This is a genomic window from Acerihabitans sp. TG2 (assembly GCF_035013185.1).
GTDB lineage: Bacteria > Pseudomonadota > Gammaproteobacteria > Enterobacterales > Enterobacteriaceae > Acerihabitans.
This window is the reverse complement of record NZ_JAYGJO010000001.1, coordinates 274,881-295,708: the sequence shown is the minus strand read 5'-3', so window position 1 is coordinate 295,708 and position 20,828 is coordinate 274,881. Positions and strand designations below refer to the sequence as shown.

18 protein-coding genes and 1 tRNA gene are annotated in these 20,828 nt (G+C 49.9%); 10 read left to right on the top strand and 9 right to left on the bottom strand.

What is annotated here, in order from left to right; genetic code table 11:
• Nucleotides 1-35: 35 nt before the first annotated feature.
• A complete protein-coding gene (gene rsuA, locus SJI19_RS01335) occupies nucleotides 36-743 on the bottom strand; it encodes a 16S rRNA pseudouridine(516) synthase RsuA (RefSeq protein ID WP_323476442.1) in 708 nt (235 codons plus the stop codon).
• Between the two features lie 198 nt (nucleotides 744-941).
• Between rsuA and SJI19_RS01330 the strand changes: the two genes are divergently transcribed.
• Both SJI19_RS01330 and rplY read left to right on the top strand, forming a co-directional pair.
• On the top strand, nucleotides 942-2,702 hold the full coding sequence (locus tag SJI19_RS01330; RefSeq protein ID WP_323476441.1) for a DEAD/DEAH box helicase: 1,761 nt from the start codon (nucleotides 942-944) through the stop codon (nucleotides 2,700-2,702).
• Between the two features lie 126 nt (nucleotides 2,703-2,828).
• A complete protein-coding gene (gene rplY, locus SJI19_RS01325; RefSeq protein ID WP_323476440.1) occupies nucleotides 2,829-3,113 on the top strand; it encodes a 50S ribosomal protein L25 in 285 nt (94 codons plus the stop codon).
• A 167-nt stretch (nucleotides 3,114-3,280) separates the two neighbouring features.
• Here rplY and yejK read toward each other — a convergent pair whose 3' ends face one another.
• On the bottom strand, nucleotides 3,281-4,288 hold the full coding sequence (gene yejK / locus SJI19_RS01320) for a nucleoid-associated protein YejK (RefSeq protein WP_323476439.1): 1,008 nt from the start codon (nucleotides 4,286-4,288) through the stop codon (nucleotides 3,281-3,283).
• A gap of 181 nt (nucleotides 4,289-4,469) precedes the next feature.
• Between yejK and SJI19_RS01315 the strand changes: the two genes are divergently transcribed.
• The 3 genes from SJI19_RS01315 (at nucleotide 4,470) to SJI19_RS01305 (ending at nucleotide 6,659) form a co-directional block, all read left to right on the top strand.
• The gene (locus SJI19_RS01315) at nucleotides 4,470-4,703 is read left to right on the top strand and encodes a YejL family protein (RefSeq protein WP_323476438.1); all 234 of its coding nucleotides are present in this window, start codon (nucleotides 4,470-4,472) and stop codon (nucleotides 4,701-4,703) included.
• Nucleotides 4,704-4,728: 25 nt separating this feature from the next.
• Nucleotides 4,729-6,504 (top strand): LPS biosynthesis-modulating metalloenzyme YejM, encoded by a 1,776-nt coding sequence (gene yejM / locus SJI19_RS01310; RefSeq protein ID WP_323476437.1) that lies wholly within the window; start codon nucleotides 4,729-4,731, stop codon nucleotides 6,502-6,504.
• A gap of 78 nt (nucleotides 6,505-6,582) precedes the next feature.
• Nucleotides 6,583-6,659 (top strand) — tRNA-Pro (locus SJI19_RS01305).
• 84 nt (nucleotides 6,660-6,743) lie between these two features.
• Here SJI19_RS01305 and murP read toward each other — a convergent pair.
• Nucleotides 6,744-8,189 carry a PTS N-acetylmuramic acid transporter subunit IIBC gene (gene murP, locus SJI19_RS01300; RefSeq protein WP_323476436.1) on the bottom strand — a complete coding sequence of 482 codons (1,446 nt, stop codon included), beginning with the start codon at nucleotides 8,187-8,189 and terminating at the stop codon, nucleotides 6,744-6,746.
• A gap of 115 nt (nucleotides 8,190-8,304) precedes the next feature.
• On the opposite strand from murP, the gene SJI19_RS01295 reads away from it, so the two are divergent.
• The 3 genes from SJI19_RS01295 (at nucleotide 8,305) to SJI19_RS01285 (ending at nucleotide 11,367) form a co-directional block, all read left to right on the top strand.
• Nucleotides 8,305-9,099: an ABC transporter substrate-binding protein gene (locus SJI19_RS01295; RefSeq protein WP_323476435.1), complete on the top strand. Its 795-nt coding sequence runs from the start codon at nucleotides 8,305-8,307 to the stop codon at nucleotides 9,097-9,099.
• A gap of 13 nt (nucleotides 9,100-9,112) precedes the next feature.
• Entirely contained in the window at nucleotides 9,113-10,483 is a 1,371-nt protein-coding gene (locus tag SJI19_RS01290) for an amidase (RefSeq protein ID WP_323476434.1), read from the top strand.
• 113 nt (nucleotides 10,484-10,596) lie between these two features.
• A complete protein-coding gene (locus SJI19_RS01285; protein ID WP_323476433.1) occupies nucleotides 10,597-11,367 on the top strand; it encodes an isochorismatase family protein in 771 nt (256 codons plus the stop codon).
• A 129-nt stretch (nucleotides 11,368-11,496) separates the two neighbouring features.
• On the opposite strand, the gene SJI19_RS01280 is transcribed toward SJI19_RS01285, so the two are convergent.
• From SJI19_RS01280 to SJI19_RS01270, 3 genes are all read right to left on the bottom strand, one after another.
• Entirely contained in the window at nucleotides 11,497-12,306 is an 810-nt protein-coding gene (locus tag SJI19_RS01280) for a DUF1460 domain-containing protein (RefSeq protein WP_323476432.1), read from the bottom strand.
• 93 nt (nucleotides 12,307-12,399) lie between these two features.
• Nucleotides 12,400-12,591: a hypothetical protein gene (locus SJI19_RS01275; protein WP_323476431.1), complete on the bottom strand. Its 192-nt coding sequence runs from the start codon at nucleotides 12,589-12,591 to the stop codon at nucleotides 12,400-12,402.
• 564 nt (nucleotides 12,592-13,155) lie between these two features.
• On the bottom strand, nucleotides 13,156-14,061 hold the full coding sequence (locus tag SJI19_RS01270; protein ID WP_323476430.1) for an Rpn family recombination-promoting nuclease/putative transposase: 906 nt from the start codon (nucleotides 14,059-14,061) through the stop codon (nucleotides 13,156-13,158).
• 555 nt (nucleotides 14,062-14,616) lie between these two features.
• Here SJI19_RS01270 and SJI19_RS01265 point away from each other — a divergent pair.
• Nucleotides 14,617-14,820, top strand: coding sequence for a hypothetical protein (locus tag SJI19_RS01265; RefSeq protein WP_323476429.1), 204 nt, complete (start codon nucleotides 14,617-14,619; stop codon nucleotides 14,818-14,820).
• Between the two features lie 10 nt (nucleotides 14,821-14,830).
• On the opposite strand, the gene pagP is transcribed toward SJI19_RS01265, so the two are convergent.
• Nucleotides 14,831-15,409 (bottom strand): lipid IV(A) palmitoyltransferase PagP, encoded by a 579-nt coding sequence (pagP, locus tag SJI19_RS01260; RefSeq protein WP_416347483.1) that lies wholly within the window; start codon nucleotides 15,407-15,409, stop codon nucleotides 14,831-14,833.
• A 1,059-nt stretch (nucleotides 15,410-16,468) separates the two neighbouring features.
• Between pagP and SJI19_RS01255 the strand changes: the two genes are divergently transcribed.
• Nucleotides 16,469-17,320 carry an oxidoreductase gene (locus SJI19_RS01255; protein ID WP_323476428.1) on the top strand — a complete coding sequence of 284 codons (852 nt, stop codon included), beginning with the start codon at nucleotides 16,469-16,471 and terminating at the stop codon, nucleotides 17,318-17,320.
• Nucleotides 17,321-17,383: 63 nt separating this feature from the next.
• Here SJI19_RS01255 and SJI19_RS01250 read toward each other — a convergent pair whose 3' ends face one another.
• On the bottom strand, nucleotides 17,384-18,403 hold the full coding sequence (locus tag SJI19_RS01250) for an ABC transporter substrate-binding protein (RefSeq protein ID WP_323476427.1): 1,020 nt from the start codon (nucleotides 18,401-18,403) through the stop codon (nucleotides 17,384-17,386).
• A gap of 215 nt (nucleotides 18,404-18,618) precedes the next feature.
• Entirely contained in the window at nucleotides 18,619-19,737 is a 1,119-nt protein-coding gene (locus tag SJI19_RS01245) for a porin (protein WP_323476426.1), read from the bottom strand.
• Between the last annotated feature and the right edge of the window lie 1,091 nt (nucleotides 19,738-20,828).

The following is a 20,828-nucleotide window of genomic DNA, read 5'->3' as shown; positions in this document are numbered from 1 at the left end:
TGCCCTATTGACCAGCACCGTGACCACACTTTAGATTATTTTGCCGGTGCGCCGACGCTTTGAATTTCAGCTGGAGTTAACGCGCGATATTCTCCGGGCGGCAAATCCAGGTCCAGCACAATGGCACCAATTCGTTCGCGATGCAGGGCGGTGACGTGATTTCCCACCGCGGCAAACATGCGTTTGACCTGATGATATCGCCCTTCGCTAATGGTCAGCCGCGCCTCTTGCTCGGACAACGCTTCCAGAAGCGCCGGGCGGGTGGGCAGTTTTTCACCATGTAGCATCACGCCTTCGCTAAAGCGACGTGCGATATCGTCATCCAACGGATTTTCCAGCGTGACCCGATAGGTTTTCTCGCAGTGGTGTTTGGGTGAAGTGATCCAATGCGACCATTGTCCGTCGTCAGTCATCAACACCAGGCCAGTGGTGTCAATATCCAGACGGCCCGCCGCGTGCAGCTTGTCCGGTACCGGTTCGTCCATAAAATAGAGCACGGTGGGATAATCAGGATCGTCGGTGGAACAGACATAACCCTGGGGCTTATGCAGCATAAAGTAGCGCGGCGCGAGGATCTGATGCAGGATCTGGTCGTCGAAACGGACTTCATGCTGCGCCAGTAGTTGGAAAGCACCTTGTTTGACGATATCACCATCAATGGTAACCCGTTTGGCGCGCAGTTCGCGGATGACCAGCGCCCGGCTGATACCCAATTGTTGAGATAAAAATTTGTCCAGTCGCATTAACTCTGTTTTGCCTGTAATCTTGGGAAATACCTGACGATGGAGCCGCGGTCGATCGAAATCGGCACAGCGTGTAACCGGGTTTTAGGTCCGGTGCTCCAGGGATCGTGCAGGAAGGGCAGCACTTGCCGCATGTGTGATGGTCAGTATAACGGGGCTTGTGTCCATAGCCTAGTAGACAAAGAGATTCATTTATTCATGGCGTTTACCCTTAGGCCCTACCAGCGCGAGGCGGTAGATGCAGCAGTCACTTATTTCCGTCGTCACACCCAACCCGCGGCAATCGTTCTGCCCACCGGGGCAGGGAAAAGCCTGGTGATAGCCGAATTGGCGCGCCTGGCCCATGGCCGGGTATTGGTTCTGGCTCATGTCAAGGAACTGGTGGCGCAGAACCATGAAAAATACCGTGCGCTGGGCCTGGATGCGGACATTTTCGCCGCCGGACTGCAACAACGCGAAAGCCACGGTAAGGTGGTATTCGGCAGCGTACAATCGGTGGCGCGTAATCTTGAGCAGTTTGACCAAGCCTTTTCGTTATTGATTATTGATGAGTGCCACCGACTCAGTGACGATGAAAATAGCCAATATCAGCAGATTATCCGCCATCTGCGTTTAGCCAACCCTGCGCTGCGTATCTTGGGATTAACCGCTACGCCGTTTCGCCTCGGCAAAGGCTGGATTTACCAATATCACCATCACGGCATGATCCGTGGCGACGAAAACTGCTTTTTCCGCGACTGTATCTTCGAGTTGCCGCTGCACTACATGATCAAACACGGTTTTCTGGTGCCCCCTGAACGCCTGGATATGCCGCTGCTGCATTACGATTTCAGCCGACTTTCCCCGAATACCAGCGGTTATTATCCTGAAGCTGAGCTTAACGGGGAACTGCGTCGGCAGCGACGGATCACCCCGCTTATCGTCAGGCAAATCGAGCTTTATGCCGCCGACAAACGTGGCGTCATGATCTTTGCCGCCACCGTCGAGCACGCCGGGGAAATTCTCGGACTGCTGCCGCCCACGCAGGCAGCATTGATCACCGCGGATACCCCGCAAGCGGAACGCGATCGGTTAATCGGAGAATTTCGCCGGCAGGCGCTGCGTTATGTGGTCAATGTGGCGGTGCTGACCACCGGCTTCGATGCCCCCCATGTGGATATGATTGCCATCCTGCGCCCCACTGAATCCGTCGGACTGTATCAACAGATTGTCGGGCGTGGCCTACGGTTATTTCCCGGCAAAACCCAATGCCTGATCCTGGATTACGCCGGCAACGGCCATGACTTGTTCTCGCCGGAGGTGGGGCAGCCCAAGCCCCACGGCACCGGCAGTCCGGTACAGGTTTTTTGCCCTCGTTGCGGTTTCGCCAACCTGTTTTGGGGCAAAACCGCTGCTGACGGCGAGGTGATCGAACATTACGGCCGCCGTTGCCAGGGCTGGGAAGAAGATGAACGTGGTGAACGCCGGCAATGTGATTTTCGGTTTCGTTTTAAAATCTGCGCTAATTGTGGTGCCGAGAATGATATTGCCGCACGGCGCTGCCATGAATGCGACGCCATCTTGGTGGATCCCGACGATATGCTTAAAGCGGCGCTCAGATTGAAAAACGCCCTGGTGCTGCGTTGCAGTGGTATGAGCCTGATGGAGGGACGGGATGAAAAAGGCGAGTGGCTGCGAATAACCTACCATGACGAAGACGGGGCCGACGTCACCGAGCGGTTCAGACTGCAAACCCCACCCCAGCGTCGGGTGTTTGAACAGCGTTTTATCCTGCTACACCAGCGCGCGCCGGGGGTAGCGTTCCGCTGGCACACTGCCGCCGATATTATGGCGGCGCAAGACCGACTGCGCGCGCCGGATTTTGTCGTTGCCCGGCGCCAGGGTCATTTCTGGCAGGTACGCGAAAAGATTTTTGACTACCAGGGGCGGTTTCGCCTAGCCCATGAATTGCGTGGTTGAGGGGGTTTTATTTGCTCCGCAGATGATATTCCGGTAGAATTCCGCCCGCTTTCATCTAAAGCACATCTATCCAACCTGCTGCTGGGTCGCCTGTAGTGGGGTTACTTTATAGTATCGAGAACATACATGTTAATTATTAATGCAGAAGTGCGTAAAGATCAGGGTAAGGGTGCGAGCCGCCGCCTGCGTCTAGCGAATAAATTCCCCGCCATCGTTTATGGCGGCACCGAAGCGCCAGTCTCTATCGAGATGGACCATGAAATCGTGCTGAATACCCAGACTAAACCTGGCTTCTACAGCGATGCATTGTCATTGGTCATCGACGGCGTCGAAACCAAAGTTAAGGTACAAGCGGTACAACGTCATCCGTTCAAACCTAAACTGACTCACATCGACTTTGTGCGCGTATAATCGCGGCTAAATCGATAGGTCTATAAAAAACGTCGCTTACGCGGCGTTTTTTTTTGCACTACGCGCCCACTCATGCAGGACACAACCACCCGTTGGGTTAGCCAGCATCGCAAATTGGGTGGCGGCGCTATTGAAGTAGTGGCTTGCCGCCACTACCCCGTAAGGCTTTAGTTACCGCTGTTAAGCCGGCGCTGCAACTGGTCGCGCAGGTTCGGCGGCGTACCCTTAATGGTCAGCGTATCGGTGGTGGCATCCCAGAAGATGCGTTCGCCCAGCAGTTGCGCATCAAAATTCAGTGTCACTCCGCCGCCGCTGCCGGCATATTTGGTCAGTTGGCGCAAGGTGCCGCGATCGGCGGGAAAGCTCTCTGCCAGTGCATAACCCTGCTCACTGGAAAACGCTTCAAAGGTTTTATCGCCCACCGGCGGCAACGCGGCCGACAGGTCAGCCACTGCAATTTCCTCACCCGCCTGCAGTTGCTCTTTACAATAGCCATACACCTGCTGGCGAACGTTTTGCCGTTCATTTTTATCCAACTGGCCATCGGCACAGTAGTCATCCACCGCTTGCAGCAGGCCTCGATTCTGCGCTTTGGTGTCCAGCCCTTCGCTGGCACCGAGGAAGTCCATGAAAAAATCGGCCACCTTGCGCCCCACTCGCCCTTTTAGGAACGTGAGGTAACGCGTAGACGCCGGATTAGTCTCCCACTCCGTCAAATCAATACGTGCCACAATATCCGCATGGTTGATATCAAGATAATGGGTGCTGCTGATATCCAGCTGTTCGTTGACTCGCATACTGCTAAGGCTGTTGAGCACCGTCACCAGCAAATACTCCACCGCCAGATGGCGATACTGGCAGAACAGCACAATGCCGCCTTCGGCAAACGGATATTTTGCCAATTCGTCACGCAACCTGCCGGTGGCAGCGCGAGAAAATGCCAGAAAATCTTCATCGCCTTTGCGACAGGCGCGCAACGCACTCGCCAGTTCGCTGGACTCATTAAACACCCCGTAGGCTTTGCTCTTGGCGCTATACACCCGGTGTAATTCCGCCATCATCTCGTCTACCGCCGCATTGGACGTCAGCAGAGAATCCCTTAACACCAGTTCCAGTGTTTGCTCATCACGTTTGATTAGCTGATGCAGGGCAATCTGGTCAATATCCAGGCTCATGATTTTTTCTCCTTCAGGTCAGGGGCGTATTCAACCACCGAATAGCCCGAAACCGCAACCAATGTTGTGTGCAGGATAAGCATTGAGTATGCGTCGCACCGCGTTAGCGCGATAAAAAAGCGGAAAAAGAGGAGTTGATACGGTAAGATAGCGAACTTTAATAGGCTATGAAGACTATATTATGCCGCAAGCATCCCGTTATAGTGACGAACAGGTTGAAATTTTGCTGACCGAGCTGTCGGCGGTGTTGGACAAACACCGTACCCCCACAGATCTGGCATTAATGGTATTAGGGAATATGATTACCCATGTGATCAATACCAGCGTGGCGCCGGAACAACGCCAGACCTTGGCCAATTCATTCAGTGCGGCCTTGTTGTCGTCCGTGCGGGCAGCCGATTCCGATTCCCATTAACATTCAATACTGTCAAGATTGATTTATGGTGACAAATAGCCAGCGCTACCGTGACAAGGTTTCCCAGATGATCAGCTGGGGTCACTGGTTTGCACTTTTCAATATTCTGCTTAGCCTAGGGCTTGGCAGCCGTTATCTATTTGTCGCCGATTGGCCCGGATCTCTACTGGGACGCATTTACGCCTTAAGCAGTTGGATCGGGCACTTCAGTTTTATCGGGTTCACTTTGTATTTGCTGGTAGTGTTCCCGCTGACGTTTGTGGTGATGTCGCAGCGCCTGATGCGCTTTTTATCGGCCATTATCGCCACATCTGCTCTGACCTTGCTTTTGGTTGATACCGAGGTTTTCACCCGTTTCCATCTGCATCTTAATCCATTCGTCTGGGAATTGGTGGTCAACCCCGACCCCGGTGAGTTGGCGCGCGACTGGCAACTGATGTTTATCGGTATCCCGGTGATCTTTCTGATCGAAATGCTGTTCGCCACCTGGTCTTGGCAGAAGCTGCGCAGCCTCAACCGGCTCAGGATCGGCAAACCGGTGGCGACCCTCTTGTTTTGTGCTTTTTTTGCCTCGCACATCATGTATATCTGGGCGGATGCCAATTTCTACCGGTCAATCACCATGCAGCGCTCCAATCTGCCGCTCTCCTACCCGATGACCGCGCGCCGTTTTCTGGAACGCCATGGTCTACTTAATGCTCAAGCGTACGAACGACGGCTCATTGAGCAAGGCAACCCCGATGCGGCGGCAGTGGAATATCCGTTAAGTCCCATCACGTTTCAAGACCAAGGCAGTGGCTATAATCTGTTGCTGATCACCACCGGGGCGTTACGTAACCAGACTATCGACCAACGGATGCCAGCATTAAAACAGTTTGGCCGTGACAATATTCGCTTTCTCAATCACTTTAGCACCGGCAATCGCACTGATACCGGGCTGTTTGGACTGTTTTACGGCATTTCCGCATCCTATCTAGATGGCGTGATGGCGGCGCGTAAAACCTCGGTGCTGCTGGACGCTTTAGCCAAGCAGGGTTATCAGTTAAGCCTGTTCTCCTCGAACGGGTTTAGCAGTCCACTGGATCGCCAGGCACTATTGACCGATTTCAGTCTGCCGGAACCCAAACGACAAACGGATGCCCAAACCGTCCAGCAGTGGCAACAATGGCGAACCACGTTCAAGGGCAGCGCCCCGTGGTTCTCTTATGTGGAGTTCAACGGCACCGATGTTAGCACCACGCAAAATAACAGCGCTGGTCTGGTGGCCCATTACCAACAGGGCGCACAACATCTTGATGGTTATATCGACCAAATTTTGTCTACACTGCGCGAGAAAGGCGATCTGGACCATACCGTGGTGGTCATCACTGCGGCTAACGGCCTGGAGTTAAACGATCAGGCTAATGGCCATGACGAAGTCGGCACCCAACTTAATCGGTACCAGCTGCAGGTGCCGTTGATTGTACACTGGCCAGGTACACCGGCACAGACAGTCAGCAAATTGACCGGCCATAATGATGTTACCGAGACATTGATGCGCCGTTTGCTGCACACCAACACCGATGACAGCGACTACACCCAAGGTGAGGATCTCTTTGCCCCGCGTCGGCGTCATGCCTGGGTGGTCAGCGCTGAAAGCGGTACCTTGGCCATCAATACGCTGACGCAAACTATTTGGTTGCAAAACAACGGGAGTTATCTCACCTTTGACCTGCGGGGTAACCTATTACGTCGGGAAAAACCCCAACTGCCGCTGCTTTTACAGGTGTTGACAGATGAAAAACGCTTTATTGCCAATTAACTGTTTAAATCTAAAGCAATCAATTCAATGGGCTATTGCATTCAACGCAGGACAAGGTAGTATAGGCGCCCATGCAGTCGGCATGTAGCGCAGCCTGGTAGCGCACCGTCATGGGGTGTCGGGGGTCGGAGGTTCGAATCCTCTCATGCCGACCAAACTATCCCGAGAAAAACCAACCACTTGTGGTTGGTTTTTTTTCGTCTGGAATATTCAGATTCCGCCCCAACGAGTAGCCCGGATTAACTCAGATCAACATTCTTGCTGCCGAAAAACCAGGTGATAATGAAACCGGCCGTGTAAGATACCAATAGCCCGGCTATATACACCATCATCCCGGCATAGATGCCCTGCGCGGACGTCATCAGCGGAATAGACACAATGCCGGAGGGACCAAAAACAGTATTGAGGCCGATAGGGAGTCCCAAATAAGCGATGGTTCCCAGGAAAAACCCGCCGATGGCGCCCCCAAGACAGGCCGTGACAAACGGTTTTACCCTAGGTAGCGTCACACCGTAAATCAAAGGCTCTCCAATGCCGAGAATGCCCGGGATGATGGCCCCCTTAATTTGGGTACGTAGCACCGAACCGGTTTTTGCCCTGACAAACAACGCCATTGACGCCCCCACCTGACCCCCACCGGCCATAGCCAGGATTGGAAACAACGAATTGAATCCTTGGGCATCCATTAAAGCGAAATAAACCGGGACAAACCCTTGATGAATGCCAAACATGACCGCGAGCAGGAATAACCCCGCCAGAACAGCACTGCCGAACGGGTTACCGTTCAAATGTAAAAACAGCCATGACATGCCGTTGTATAAAACCTCTCCTGCCGGCATGATAACCACAAACGTCACCGCCCCCATGATTAACAGGGTGATCATCGAGGTCAAAATCATATCCAGGTTATCGGGTATACATTTGCGCACCGTACGTTCGACCCAGGCCCCCAGAATCGTGGCGATCAGCACGCCGATAATGCTGCCTCTGGGATCGATAGGCAGGCCAAAGAAACTGTCGATACCTGAATAATAACCGACCTTGGCGTCCGGGACGTAGCCAAGCACAAACAGCGAGGCAATAATGGCGCCATTCACTCCCGTGCCACCAAATGCCTTTTGCGCATTATAGCCAATCAGAATACTCAAAAAAGCAAACAAGCCTTTACTGAATACTTTCATGTAGCCGATGATGCCAATCGTCCAGGCATTGGGTGACGCAACGCCGATGACCAGGCTTTGTTCTAGCAGAGTGGCAATCCCCAGCAGCAATCCGGCAGCGATAAAACCGGGGATCAGCGGGGTAAATATGGTGGCGAACTTGGTGAAAAAGTTCTGAATTGCGCTGTTTTGTTGCGATCTGAGCTGCTTTTTATTCTTTAAGGCGATGGCACCGAGGTCGCGGGGGACATCGGTGTCGTTGGTCTCAGCGCGGCCCAATAAGGCATTCATCATATCCGCAGCGGTTTGTGCTTTGCCAGGACCCAAAACGATCTGTAACTGCTGGTCTCCCTCGATTACGCCCATCACACCGGCGATTTTTTTCAGTGCATCCCGGTCGACTTGATCTTGGTCCTTAAGGGTGAGACGCAACCGCGTCATACAGTTACCGCAAACAATAATATTGTCGCGACCGCCAACATGATCAACGATGTGTTCGATCATTATCCCATTAATTTTTGCCATCGGATTGACGCCCTGTTCAGTTTCTGGTGAGACTGCCCGGATAATATTGTTGTTATTGTCAGTTTCGCGCCGCGTTTGGGCGTTGTCTATTGCGTAGATATCAATAACGTCGGTATTGATCCCAAGAGACAAATATAACGTAAAACGCCTATCGATACCTATTGATGAACCCTTTGCCTATTTCACAATAAATTACCGCCATTATAAGCACAGGATCTGCCCAAGCCAGGGCGGGCAGGTCAAAGCGGTTAGTGCGGTCGCCAACAGCGCGCCGGTATGGATATTAGCTAAGTCGAACGTTGACTTCAGTGGCCCAGCCTCACTCAAAGGCAAACGTATCGCCGTGGGCTTGGCACCCGGGACTTCCAATACCCTGTTGCTGAGATTGCTGCAGCAAAACCATCTTGACCCGAAAAAAGATGTCAAGATCCAGGAAGTGCAGAACGGCTCGGAGCTGGGACCCGTTCTAGCGGGTCAAGCCGATGTGGCGGTCGCCTATGAACCTCAGGTTGATCAGGGCGTGGGACAGGGATTGAAGGTTATTTATGATTTTACCAAGGACTATCCGCAGTATGCTTTTTCCACCATTAATACCTCGGAGAAACTGATTCAGGATAATCCGGATCTGGTGCGGCGATTTGTTGGCTCCATCAATGAATCCCTGGCATTTATCCGCCTACACCCGGATATCGCCAAACAAGTGGCGCGTAAGGAGTTTGGTTCGTTGGACGGCAAACTGGTGGATGCGGCGGTACAACGCATGATAGACAGCAACGTGTATCCCGCCAACACCCGTATCAGCCCCGAGGCGTTAGCCACCGCTATCAACATCCAGAAATTCGTCGGTAATATCACCGGCGACATGCCCTACGAGAAAGTTGTCGACCCACAGTTTGCCGCTCAACAATAAGGAAGAGTAAAATATGACATGTTTATCGGACGCCTCGGCGTTCGCCAGCATCGCCGCAACCCGGCGTCAATTGCAGGACGCCAAGGTGTCGCCCAGTGAACTGCTGGAGCATTTTTTCACCCGGATCGCATTACGCGATCCGCAGGTGAAAGCCTGGGTTCGGTTGAATGGGGACGCGGCGCGTCTGCGCGCGCGCGAACTGGATAAACAGCTGGGCGCCATTGCCAGCAAGACCGCGTTGTTCGGCATTCCTTATGGCGCCAAGGATATCTTCTTTACCCAGGGCATCGCTACCGAAGCCGGATCTCGTGTGCTCAAGGGTTTTGTACCTCAGGATAACGCCAGTGTCATCGACCGGTTGCACGCGCAGGGAGCGCAGTTGCTTGGCAAAACCTCCACGACTGAATTCGCCAACCTCGGTACTCCACCGGCAACCAGCAATGCTTGGAACCCGGCGCATACACCGGGGGGATCGAGCAGTGGTTCCGCTGCCGCCATGGGCGCACGCATGGCGCTGATGACACTTGGCACTCAGACCGCCGGTTCTTTGTCACGCCCTGCGGCTTTTAACGGCGTCTCAATATTGAAGGCCAGCTATGGCCGCATCAGCAAAGCCGGGGTGATCCCGGTGAGTGAGACATTGGATCATGTGGGTGCGTTTACGCTCAGTGTAGAGGACGCCATACTGGTGTATAACGCGCTTGCCGGCCCCGACGCCCGCGATCCCGCTACCGAGCGCCTGCTCTTCGCGCCCTTGGTCTGCCGGGAGTGTGGCCCCTTGCGCATAGGTATAGTAGAGCATCCATATTTCGCCAGCGCCGATGATGCTATTCTAAGCGCTTGCCAACAGGCGATGACACTATTGGAAAATGCCGGGACCAGTCTACAACCTGTTGGCATGCCGGACAGCTTCATCGCTGCCAATGCCGCCCATCAGACGGTAATGATGGCCGAATGCGCCAACTATCACCGGGAGACGTTCACACGCACCCCTGAGCGTTATGGTCAGTACCTGCAGGAATTTCTGCGCGAAGGCATGGCCGTGTCGGCCCATGACTATCTGCAGGCGCAGCATTGCCGGGCTCGTTACCAGGCAGAGTTGGCAGCGATGTTCGATGATGTGGACATTCTGATGACGCCCGCAACCCAAACGCTGGCGCCCCATGGCCTGGAACGCACCGGCTCGCCGGCGTTCAATATGCCCTTCACAAACGCGGGTGTGCCTACGCTCACTGTGCCGGTTGGGTTCTCCTCCTCTGGCCTACCTATCGGCATTCAGTGGATAGCCCGCACCGGCAACGAGCAGGCACTGGTGGATCTCGGTATGCGTTTCCAGCAGTTAACCGACTGGCATACTCTCCTACCCCCAGTTTGTCGGCAGTAAACGATCTCATTGCGCCTCTGTACTGGGGGCGCGACAGCCGGGCAGCTTCACCGTATAATATCTTTTCCTCGGCGCAACGTTGACTTTCATCTGAAATTCCAGGACACACCACCATGTACGATAAACTGCTGACGGTCTCCGATGCGGCCAGGATGTTAGGCATTTCCGCCAGCACATTGCGTCGGCTGGAGGAAAACGGTGAGGTCAAAACGTTCGGACTCAAGGTGGTCTATACCCCAGGTGGTCAGCGGCGTTATCTGGCCGACGAAATCCAGCGCATTTACGCACAGGTTGGCTTCGCTGGCAAAATTGGCTTCGGCCAGCGGGCAGCGGTGCTGGTGCGCGATGTCACCCATGCATTTTTGGATGTGGGTTCAACCCTGGCGATCAGCACACCGTTGGATAAAATAGCGCTCCATCGCCTACTGACCCAGGCCGGCGACCATCAGTTGCCGAGGATCTTCACGAAAACCATCTACCGGGCGGACCATGAATTTTCCCGGCTGTGGGGCAAAAAATTCCCCTCGCTGACCGTCCTCAAAGACGATAGCTATCTCAACCAGATCGATGATGCACTGGCTGATATCCCATTCGACCGCTGCCAAGAGACCTGCTACATTTCCGATCTCCATCATGATGATTTGATGGGTTATCTGGCCAGCCAGGGTATCGATACGCTTATCCTGGCGGGTGCTACTGCCAGCGGCAGCATCCGCGCCACCGCCATCGAGGCGTTCCAGCAGGGAATGCACGTCATCCTTCCCCGCGAGGTGATTGGCGATCGCAGTAAGTCGCTGCTGGATTTTACCTTGCTGGATTTGAACGCCCGTTATGCCGACGTGCTGAACGTTGAAGACGTACTGGCATGGATGGCGGAAAAGTAACAATTTTTCGCCCGGTTATACTCAGCGAGAATACCACTAGTGGTGATCCTTTTGTCTTCGGTCAGAATCCGGTTGACCTGCATCTCCGGCGATGCGCTGATAAAAGAAACGGTGACAACCCCCAACAACTCATATAGCCCTGAGCACTACAATACCCGGGGTCTTTCTGATGTAGGCCAAAAAGGGCGAGTCCACGACCTTTCGATACCCCGCGCGGGAAGACGCATTTCGTAATACCGGTCCTCGGTCGGTCATGATAAAAATTCCGGTATGGGTGACATCCATACCGGCCGTCGGGGTATAGATACCGATAAAATCGCCGCTTTTTAGCCGGCCGATGACCGCACTGCTGACAGCCTTGGCCGGGATATAGCTGACAGCACGGGTTTCAACGCCTAACGACGGAAAAATCTTGCCTCCGTTGGCAGTCTGGTTGAGCGTCTTAAGGATAGTGATGGCACTGGGGCTGACAGCGCGGGTAATATCCATGGCGTTTAAGGGCAATAAAGATGACCAGTCGGTAAAAAATTGTTTTCGGTGCGCGTAGCTGACATCACCATTGATATAGCGGGTTTGCCTGAGCCGATCGTTAAATTGTTCCGGACTGGTGGATTTACTCAGTGCATCGACATAATCCAGGTAAGTAAAACAATCGACCCCGCGAAAATCAATAACCAGCCGTTCCGCTACACGATGTGAACCCACCAGTCGGTTTGCGACATAAGGCGTGCCTAAAAAGTTGGCGGAAATGGCCGTGATGCGCTCACCCAGATCGCGCTGCGACGCCTGGGCGCGTTGGCCGACAATGATCTGGTCGATTTTGGCCAAGGTGCCGTTATCGATATCCACCGCGGGTAAACCGGCTTGCGCCATGGGCTGATGGCCACCAACGCATCCTATGAGTGAAACTGCCAGCAGCGCTGGTATATATTTACGCATGTCCTCCTCCAGAGAGGGTATTATGATGGCAGCCCTTGGCCGCCATCATGACAAAACCACAGTAGGTTAGCGCACCGTAACCTTTACTGGAAATCACTTCTGTTGCGCCGCATCCACAGGGCTTGCGGCGGAAAGATTCACCATAAGCGTTGCCATCAGCAGCAGACCGCAAGGATTGACCAGAACGAGCAATAGCCCATTCAGCCTGCGGGCCTGAAACTCCGTCTGCAAAAATCGAGGGAGCAGTGCTGGATTGGTCAGTTCATCACCAGAATTACCGGTCATGCCTGCTCCGTATTGCGCGATCTCTGGTGTCACATTGCCAACCCGCCATATCGCTGTGCACGAGGTTCATTCTAAAAGTATCGTCACTAGTATTTGGCGTGACTTTATAATATCACCAACTATCCAAAAACAGCTTTATTGGAAATAACGATGTAACCTTAATTTTCAATCTGCCCCAAAGGACGAGGGGCCTATTGCATTCAGACCGAAATCCACCTTGTCTCAGTAACTTCCTGTTTCATCAAGCGGCCTGAAGCGGCCCTCTCCACCGGTTAATACGACATATCCTGTTGCGAGAATTATAGAGAAACTATGCGGTGACTTTTCCAGCCGGTGTGATGGTATCGGTGTTAAATGAGTTGGAATGGGTGGTGAGAACGATTACGTTCTTTTGCTGATCAATGGCATTGCCGCAGTGAATGCTTTGGTTTACCCATAAAAAAACACCTTACTCAGTTAGGTGTCCAACTTTTGGGGTGCAGTTCAGAAGGCCAAGGTTATCGGTGCCACCAGATAAAAAAATACTGGCAATAAATGCGTATCGATAATAATTACGAGTAATTATTAATTGACCAAATCAACAAGTTCTTTTTCAGATAAACCGGTATATTTTTTGACCGAGGTGGTATCAAGGCCATCTAACATCATCGCTTTGGCGACGAAAAACAGTCCATCTACTCGCCCTTTTTCGAGGCCTTTTTCGAGGCCTTTTTCAAGGCCAACCTGTTCTAATTGTTGCGCATATGTCATTATTTCCTCCTGATAATCTTTATTCTGCAGCGCCAGTTTAGCAAAAAATGCCTTAACATCATCACTATCACCGGCCTTAGCAATATAATACAGCATGCTTTTACGTAGCCCCAACGAAAGCTGCGACTGGGACATCAACTCACTTATTCGATCAACCTGAGCGAGCAAATCACGTAAGAAGATATGCTTTTGCACCAACTCCAGGAGCGCAATCCGACGATGTGTCATTATCTCCTTATCAGGCATTGTTGCCACATCGACCAGCAGAAAAGGAGCAGAATAGATCTTTCTTGCTAGCCCGGTGTCAGCGAAACAGTCGAGCCAATCCGTGCTATAAGGGTAGGGCCGGGTTCCCTGATGAAATAGCAGGGGTATCACTACGGGTAATTGCTTAAAACCCTGATCTACATGTTGCTTCATCGCCGCTAAACTATAACGCAACAAGCGAAATGCCATCATTTTGTCTGGACGACTCTGGTGTTCTATCAAACAATAAATATAACCCTCACCGTAAGTTGTGTTTACAGAATATAACATATCGCAGGCATGATGACGCAGATCCTCTTCGATAAAGGTATTAGAACAGGTTTTTAATGTCGTAAAATCACATAACCTCTGTAATGAAGGAGGCAAATGTATCTTAAAAAAATCTTGCGCAACGCTCACCTCACCCAAAAAGGCTTTGAACATTGCATCATGATTACAATTATTATCTTTCATATTGATTACTTATATTGCAATGAGTACATTATTAACAGCAGGCTTTATAGAGACTATAAAATAACATGCAGCATAACTGTCCAAATCGGCACAGCCGAAATACTTCCGTTTTTATACGGCATTCGTACAGTAGCAGTGTTTAGCCATTAGCGGTTTTTCCCAATTCAAATGAATGACTTACATAATAGACATCCTTATTAACCGTCCTATTTAATAAAACACATAACGAATAACTAATTAATTTATCAGGAAAATAAACCATTCATTAAATCAATCACCTAACGTATTATTTACTTGACTGGCATTAACAACATTCACCATTATCGTCTTTTCATCACCTACTTTATCCAACGATAATCCAGTATAACGTCTACGATGATTAAATCACGCTTAATAAAACGTATAAGGTACTAAAAATTAAATATTGTGAAGTGATACTCAGTTTATAGCAACAACCGATGTAATTCAGTCAATGTATTAAAGGTACAGTTAATATCTAATCAATGAGAATTTTTATAAAAATAAAATTCGTCGTTATCCATCAAAGACCATGATGTGACCGAAATAATAAACCTTTGTCTTATACCGCAAGGTGAAGCATGTTTTTTTGTACTGGAAGGCCTACTCTGCTATTTGGATGAAACGCAAGTCGAAGCGCTATTTTCAGCGATGGCACAACACGCCGGTCCGCTCAGTGAGATCGTTCTTGATTATGTTCATGCCGAAGTGTTGCACACTGGAAAATGCCATCATCCTTAAATTTTCATGATCAAACTTGCCACCGAAACCAAGCAAAAAAAACGTTGCCGTTATTTCTTGTGCCGGGAATATAGGTGCCTTGGAATGTCATCTGTCGATAACTTATCGAGGCGAGTGGCAAAACAGCGGGTATAGGAATGTAACTATAGTTATCACGCGCGGTCACGCCTAAGGTAAAACCGATGCCCAGTTTAACATCACGGTTGACAAAGGGTAACCACCGCGACTCCCAGGCATAACCGGCAAAGGGCTCCCATTGGTTAAATGAATCCTTAAATATCATTGCATATAAAGCATGCCAGTTATCCTTGTTATCCTGGCGCGAAACGCCATACCCCAAACCCCACGGGTTTTCATTATAGCGTTGCAGATGTTCATCATCATACAAATATCGGTTATGCCAGGTAATTACCGGTATGTAAACATCCTGACTGTTGGATAAACTCCAGGTTTCCTTTATATTCTCAAAAAAGATTTCCGTTTTTTTTGCATGCTGTTCACCTATTTCATTTGATGGACTTGTTGCATAGGATGCTGGCATCACGAATAAAGCTGTTAATGGAATTGGCATCCATTTATTGAAGCCCATCATTATTATACTCCCCGGTAGTGATTTAATAGTCTCATCACTGGAACTGTGGCCATCCTGCCGTACAAGATCGGCGTCGACCCATTTATCATAAAATAAGCTACAGCCAGGCTTTATGCCACAAAACGGTTAAACAGTATTTAAACGACCCTTCAAACCCGCAATGTAAAACTGCCAGGCTAAACGGTTAACCCCATGGTTAAGCGCCTTCCATTAACAGTATAGCGTATGTCGCGCCAACGAATACCTGCGGTATTTTCACGACCACAGTTTTGGATTCGTTTGATGGGTCAATGCAGATTTGCCGGTCCACGTGGCCTTTTTTTGTTAAATATGGTTGATGAGTCACAGCGACCCAGCACCATAACAGCCATGATTTATCTTAGGTAAACAGGAGGTGGTCTATGCAAACTAACGACATCACTTTTTTGGCCGGACTCGCCGTGATTATCATCGGATTTGTGACATTTATGTACGCTTAAGATGGGTGATAAAATACCCTTGTTGACAGAAAAGCGCACCGACAACTTTTGCTGTACTCCCTCAGATGAGGAGGTAAGTAGCCGATGCGCTTTTATGTGAAATTGCCCCCATTAGCCCAGGGCAAAGGTGCTCAATAATTACCCTTCCCGGCGCTTATCTCCAGCACCCAATAGATTATCTTGGAGAAGACTCGGTAAAGGACGGCGTCATCCTAAGATTATTCTTAATTCTTATCAGTGATAGCAATCACAATTCAGTTGATCTCCACTTGGGATAAAGGGTACAGAGTCCACCCAGTTCCCCCCGGCTATGCCGCACCCTCCATATCGTGCTTAGAGCGGCCCGGCGTTGAACGCGTTGGGGGCCCGGCCCAGTCAGTACTCACTCTTTCATGTTCCTATTGCTGTTATGACAGCGTACCACCTGCTAGTCATAAATAACCCTCTCGTTTTTGCGATGAGATATTTTTATATTTATCCGGCGTATTATAGCGTTTATACCATCCCACCGAGTAAATTAAGCTCACCAGCGTGGTTAACAACGCGTCTGTTTTTTTGAATTTAACGGAGAATGAATATGACCCCATTGCATACACCGGTCTGGTTTATTACAGGTTGCTCTACTGGTTTTGGTCGCGAACTCGCCGCCTATACCCTGTCGCTCGGCTACCCGACCGTGGTAACCGCCCGGCATCCAGAACAGGTGAGCGATCTGGTTGCCGGCCATGAAGACCAGGCCTTGGTATTAGCGCTCGACGTTACCCAACAATCACAAATTGACGCTGCCGTTGGCGCTGCTATCACGAGGTTTGGCCGCATTGATGTACTGGTGAATAATGCCGGTATCGGTTATTTCGGTTCGTTTGAAGAGAGTGATTTAGCCGCCGTGCACCGGATGTTTGATATCAATGTTTGGGGGTTGACCGCGATGACCCGCGCCACGTTGCCGGTGATGCGTCAACAGCGTAGCGGTACCGTGGTCAATATTTCGTCCATTGGCGGCATAACCACCTTCCCCTCGCTGAGTTTTTATCACGCCACCAAATTTGCGGTGGAGGCGCTATCAGAGTCCCTGTCACAGGAAGTGGAGCCCCTGGGAATTAAGGTACTCATTGTCGAACCCGGTCCGTTTCGTACTGATTGGGCTGGGCGCTCGGCCGATGAAGCACCGCAGACCATTGCCGACTATGCCGAAACGGCCCATCTGCGCGCCCGCGCCAGCCGTGATAATAGTGGTAAACAAGCCGGAGACCCAGTACGTGCAGTAAAAGCTATCGTTAAGGCGGTGGAAGCCAAACAACCGCCGCTACGCTTGCTTTTAGGCAATCCAGCACTGGAAAATGCGCATAAAAAAATCGCGCTTTTGCAACGCGATTTCGATGGTTGGGCCGATGTTACCCGCGGAGCAGATTTTCCCTTAGATGAATAAAACCTGTCAACCGAGGCTTACGTCATTCGTCCGTAGTAGGCCGAATGACGGTTCACCAAACTATTAATGTGGCAAATATTCATTGGTGTAATACTGATCAGGCTTTAAGGGTTGTTTAACAATACCCAACGCTGAAACCGCATCCAACAACGCGCTCCAGGAACGGTCCTCAAGTTTCAGCCTGTCGACATCCGTCCGGCCCAATACGTCCATGGTGTCCCGCCACTGCTGCTGGACAAAAGCAGCATCGTAAGATTTGCCGTACTGGGCGACAAATGCAGCGGTGGCTTCGTCAGGATGCGCAATGGCGTAATTGATACTTTTGGCGGTAGCGCGCAAAAAAGCCTTGGCTAAATCTGGATGTTTTGCTAACCACTGCTGGTTGCCGGCAAACATAAATATTGGTGTGTCTGGAACACCGTGCGCTGTGGCCGGCAAAAATTCAGGTTTTTTCCCGGTGGTAACCGCAATTTCCGTCCCTTCCGCATTGGTGATACCGGTGGTGGCGTCAACCCGGTTTTGCAGCAGCAAAGGAACGGTATCATCGGAGGCGGCGACCATAGTGACGTCATCCGGGGTCAAACCAGCGCTTTTGAGCATCAACGTCAATTGCGCTTTGGTCCAGGCATCATTGTAGGTCCCGATTTTTTTACCTTTCAGCTCGTGCAGGCTGATAGGATGACCGTGCTGGGTAAAGATCCCCCAGTTATTACCAAGACCATATCGGCCAATAGCTATCACAGGGGCGCCCTGTTCTTTGGCAAAAATAATATCCATTACGGTAGTGAACGCCACATCAGCCCGACCGGTACCGAGAAACTTCATGGTATCAGCCACCGTGGGCGGAGCGACAATATTAAGATCAATACCTTCTTGGGTATAAAAACCCTTGGCCTTCCCCAATGTCCAAGGTATCCAGAACCCATCCGCCACCGGCCATTCCTGCACGAAAGTGACCTTGGTGGTTTCAGTGGGGGTAGTCTGTGCCCGGGCCGGCAGGGCAACCAGCTGTAGCATGAGTAACCCGACTGCGGCCCACCCCGCCCCGGTTGCACCCCGTCTAAACGGTGATATTCTGTTCACAAAACGCTCCTTGATAGGTCGATATGGCATTTAGTGATCCACACTCCGCCATTTCTTTATTTTGTTGTACATTATTTTGTTGTAAAAAGGCAGCGAAACTTGAGGGGGGTAAATCAGGTTGGGATGCAAGGTTCTCAGGTGTGGGAGGAATGCAGCCTCCTCCTCCCACACGGCTAAATTATAACGTTACCAACGTATATTTGCTTTTGAACCGATCAGAATTGATACTGTAAGCCTAATGCCACGATATTATCCTGCTTAATACCTGCTTTTTCGGTGAACTCATTCCCCTCAAGTAAATTAATTTTATAATCAATAAAGGTCGACATGTTTTTATTGAAATTATAGGTTACGCCGAGATCAATAAATTTGCGTAGATCTTGACGACCGTAGTTCTCAATGCGATGACCTTGGGTCTGTACATAAGCTAATGAAGGGGTCAGGCCAACGTCAAAAAGATATTGTGCAACCACTTCAAGTGTACTGGCCTTATTGGCAAAACCACTGATTTGCTCATTTTTCTGCTCCGTTGTTTTGAATTCACCAAAACGCAGCAGGTTATAACTTTGGCTATACATTACTGCCAAATAATATCTTTGAGCTTCATATTTTAGCGCCGCGGCATAGGCATTAGCTTTATCGCCACCATGACCATACGCGAGTGTCTTTTGCGCAGTAGTCCGGTTAGAGCTGGTAAAGGCACCGGTAGCGCTGATGCCAAAGCCGAAATCGTACGCAATGGACATACCGTAACCATTGCCGTTGGCGTACTGGACACTACGCCCCTCACTCACGGTCTCACCAGCACGATTTTCTGCTTGGTACTGTACAGCAACGTCCAGCCCATCCACCAGGCCGAATAAACCTTTATTGCGATAGGTAGCCAGGTTATTACCACGCTGGGAAAGATAATTGTCGGCACTGAAGGCATCACCAGCCAACTCCGGTTGACGGTCGGTCAACGCCAGCACATCATAAAGCACACCAAAATTACGACCGTAATCAAATGACCCATATTCGGCGAATTTGATGCCGACAAAACCCAGGCGGGTGAAGGATTCTTGGGTGCTATCTTTTTCCGCATGCCCCAGTTGCGCCTGATATTGCCACTGGCCGTAACCTGTCATGAGCGGATTGATTTGTGTTTCCCCCAAGAAACCGAATCGCGCATAAGAATTATCTTTGTCGACGCCACTGTTTCGGAAATGATGTACACCAGCCACCGTTCCGTTTATATCCAGTTTATGCCCATCCTGGTTGTAAATCTCAGCCGCGCCCACGTTGCCGGCAACAAGTAAAACGGGGATTATGTTACAAATAAGACGTGATTTCATTATATCATCCTCATATAATTATATTATTATATTTCCACTTGGCTACATATGAATTATTGGCGAGATAAAAACCTCACCAAGAATATATTTATGTGTCGAATCGCGATAATACTAAATAGAATTTAGCGTTTCAACCGCCAAAGAGTGTTATTGAAGATGGAAATTAAATACTCATTAAACCGTTATGTATAAATATCACAATTCCATTCTAATACAACACTCACAATAATGAGATGGCAATTAAATAAAGCAGGTAAATTAAATCAAAATAGAACGAAATAAAAAAATAATATAATTTTATTGACAGTACTATACTGCAATTAGAAGCCTAGAACCTACATCCTGCTTGTCATCGGTGTTATTATCACCAGCCCTACCCAGGTTACTCCCCCTGGCCAGGTTGTCGGCGACGAAAGGACCCGGCCAACGTCAAACTGATAATGGGCGCAAGCTTCAACGTTTTGCGTTTTGCGTTTTGCGTTTTGCGTTTTGTCAGCAGACATGCCATCGTCATTCCCGTTTTGACCGAGAACGTCGAGTCCGTTGGCCGATTCCATCGAATCGCCGTTGCTTGTTATGACTACATGTTTTTGGCAGGTCATTTATTGACGTGTCACTTTTCAATAATTTATTTCATTTTGCGATATCGGCAATAATATTCCAAGAATTAAATGATACCACGTGTAATTCATTGTTTAAAAATGCAGTATTTATATATTTGATTGTAAAAAAATGGAATCTTATCATTAATCAATAAAGTAAAAAATAAACGTTTTCTTATACGGCATATTTATTAAAAAATAATTAAACCAATAAAGTAAAGTAAGATATTTTTATAGCACTTTATGATAATTGAATTTAGCGCCCTTGTTATAGGATTATTGCTCTATCATCATTGAATTATCATTACTCCCTTCATGCTTTTTTATGCTTACTCTAGCCGGCTAAATCCGGTTTTTTTGTCTTCTTTAAACATATTAATATCCATTATTTTTTTATTCACTGCACTGTTCAATGTCTACAAACATAGCTAATTCTATTTTCAATGTGCCAAGTGGTACCTTCGTTTTTAAAAATTGATTTTGACGTTC

Coding starts and splice junctions, on each gene's coding strand:
- rsuA (WP_323476442.1), bottom strand. CDS start 743: ATGCGACTGGACAAATTTTTATCTCAACAATTGGGTATCAGCCGGGCG.
- SJI19_RS01330 (WP_323476441.1), top strand. CDS start 942: ATGGCGTTTACCCTTAGGCCCTACCAGCGCGAGGCGGTAGATGCAGCA.
- rplY (WP_323476440.1), top strand. CDS start 2,829: ATGTTAATTATTAATGCAGAAGTGCGTAAAGATCAGGGTAAGGGTGCG.
- yejK (WP_323476439.1), bottom strand. CDS start 4,288: ATGAGCCTGGATATTGACCAGATTGCCCTGCATCAGCTAATCAAACGT.
- SJI19_RS01315 (WP_323476438.1), top strand. CDS start 4,470: ATGCCGCAAGCATCCCGTTATAGTGACGAACAGGTTGAAATTTTGCTG.
- yejM (WP_323476437.1), top strand. CDS start 4,729: ATGGTGACAAATAGCCAGCGCTACCGTGACAAGGTTTCCCAGATGATC.
- murP (WP_323476436.1), bottom strand. CDS start 8,189: ATGGCAAAAATTAATGGGATAATGATCGAACACATCGTTGATCATGTT.
- SJI19_RS01290 (WP_323476434.1), top strand. CDS start 9,113: ATGACATGTTTATCGGACGCCTCGGCGTTCGCCAGCATCGCCGCAACC.
- SJI19_RS01285 (WP_323476433.1), top strand. CDS start 10,597: ATGTACGATAAACTGCTGACGGTCTCCGATGCGGCCAGGATGTTAGGC.
- SJI19_RS01280 (WP_323476432.1), bottom strand. CDS start 12,306: ATGCGTAAATATATACCAGCGCTGCTGGCAGTTTCACTCATAGGATGC.
- SJI19_RS01275 (WP_323476431.1), bottom strand. CDS start 12,591: ATGACCGGTAATTCTGGTGATGAACTGACCAATCCAGCACTGCTCCCT.
- SJI19_RS01270 (WP_323476430.1), bottom strand. CDS start 14,061: ATGAAAGATAATAATTGTAATCATGATGCAATGTTCAAAGCCTTTTTG.
- pagP (WP_416347483.1), bottom strand. CDS start 15,409: ATGGGCTTCAATAAATGGATGCCAATTCCATTAACAGCTTTATTCGTG.
- SJI19_RS01255 (WP_323476428.1), top strand. CDS start 16,469: ATGACCCCATTGCATACACCGGTCTGGTTTATTACAGGTTGCTCTACT.
- SJI19_RS01245 (WP_323476426.1), bottom strand. CDS start 19,737: ATGAAATCACGTCTTATTTGTAACATAATCCCCGTTTTACTTGTTGCC.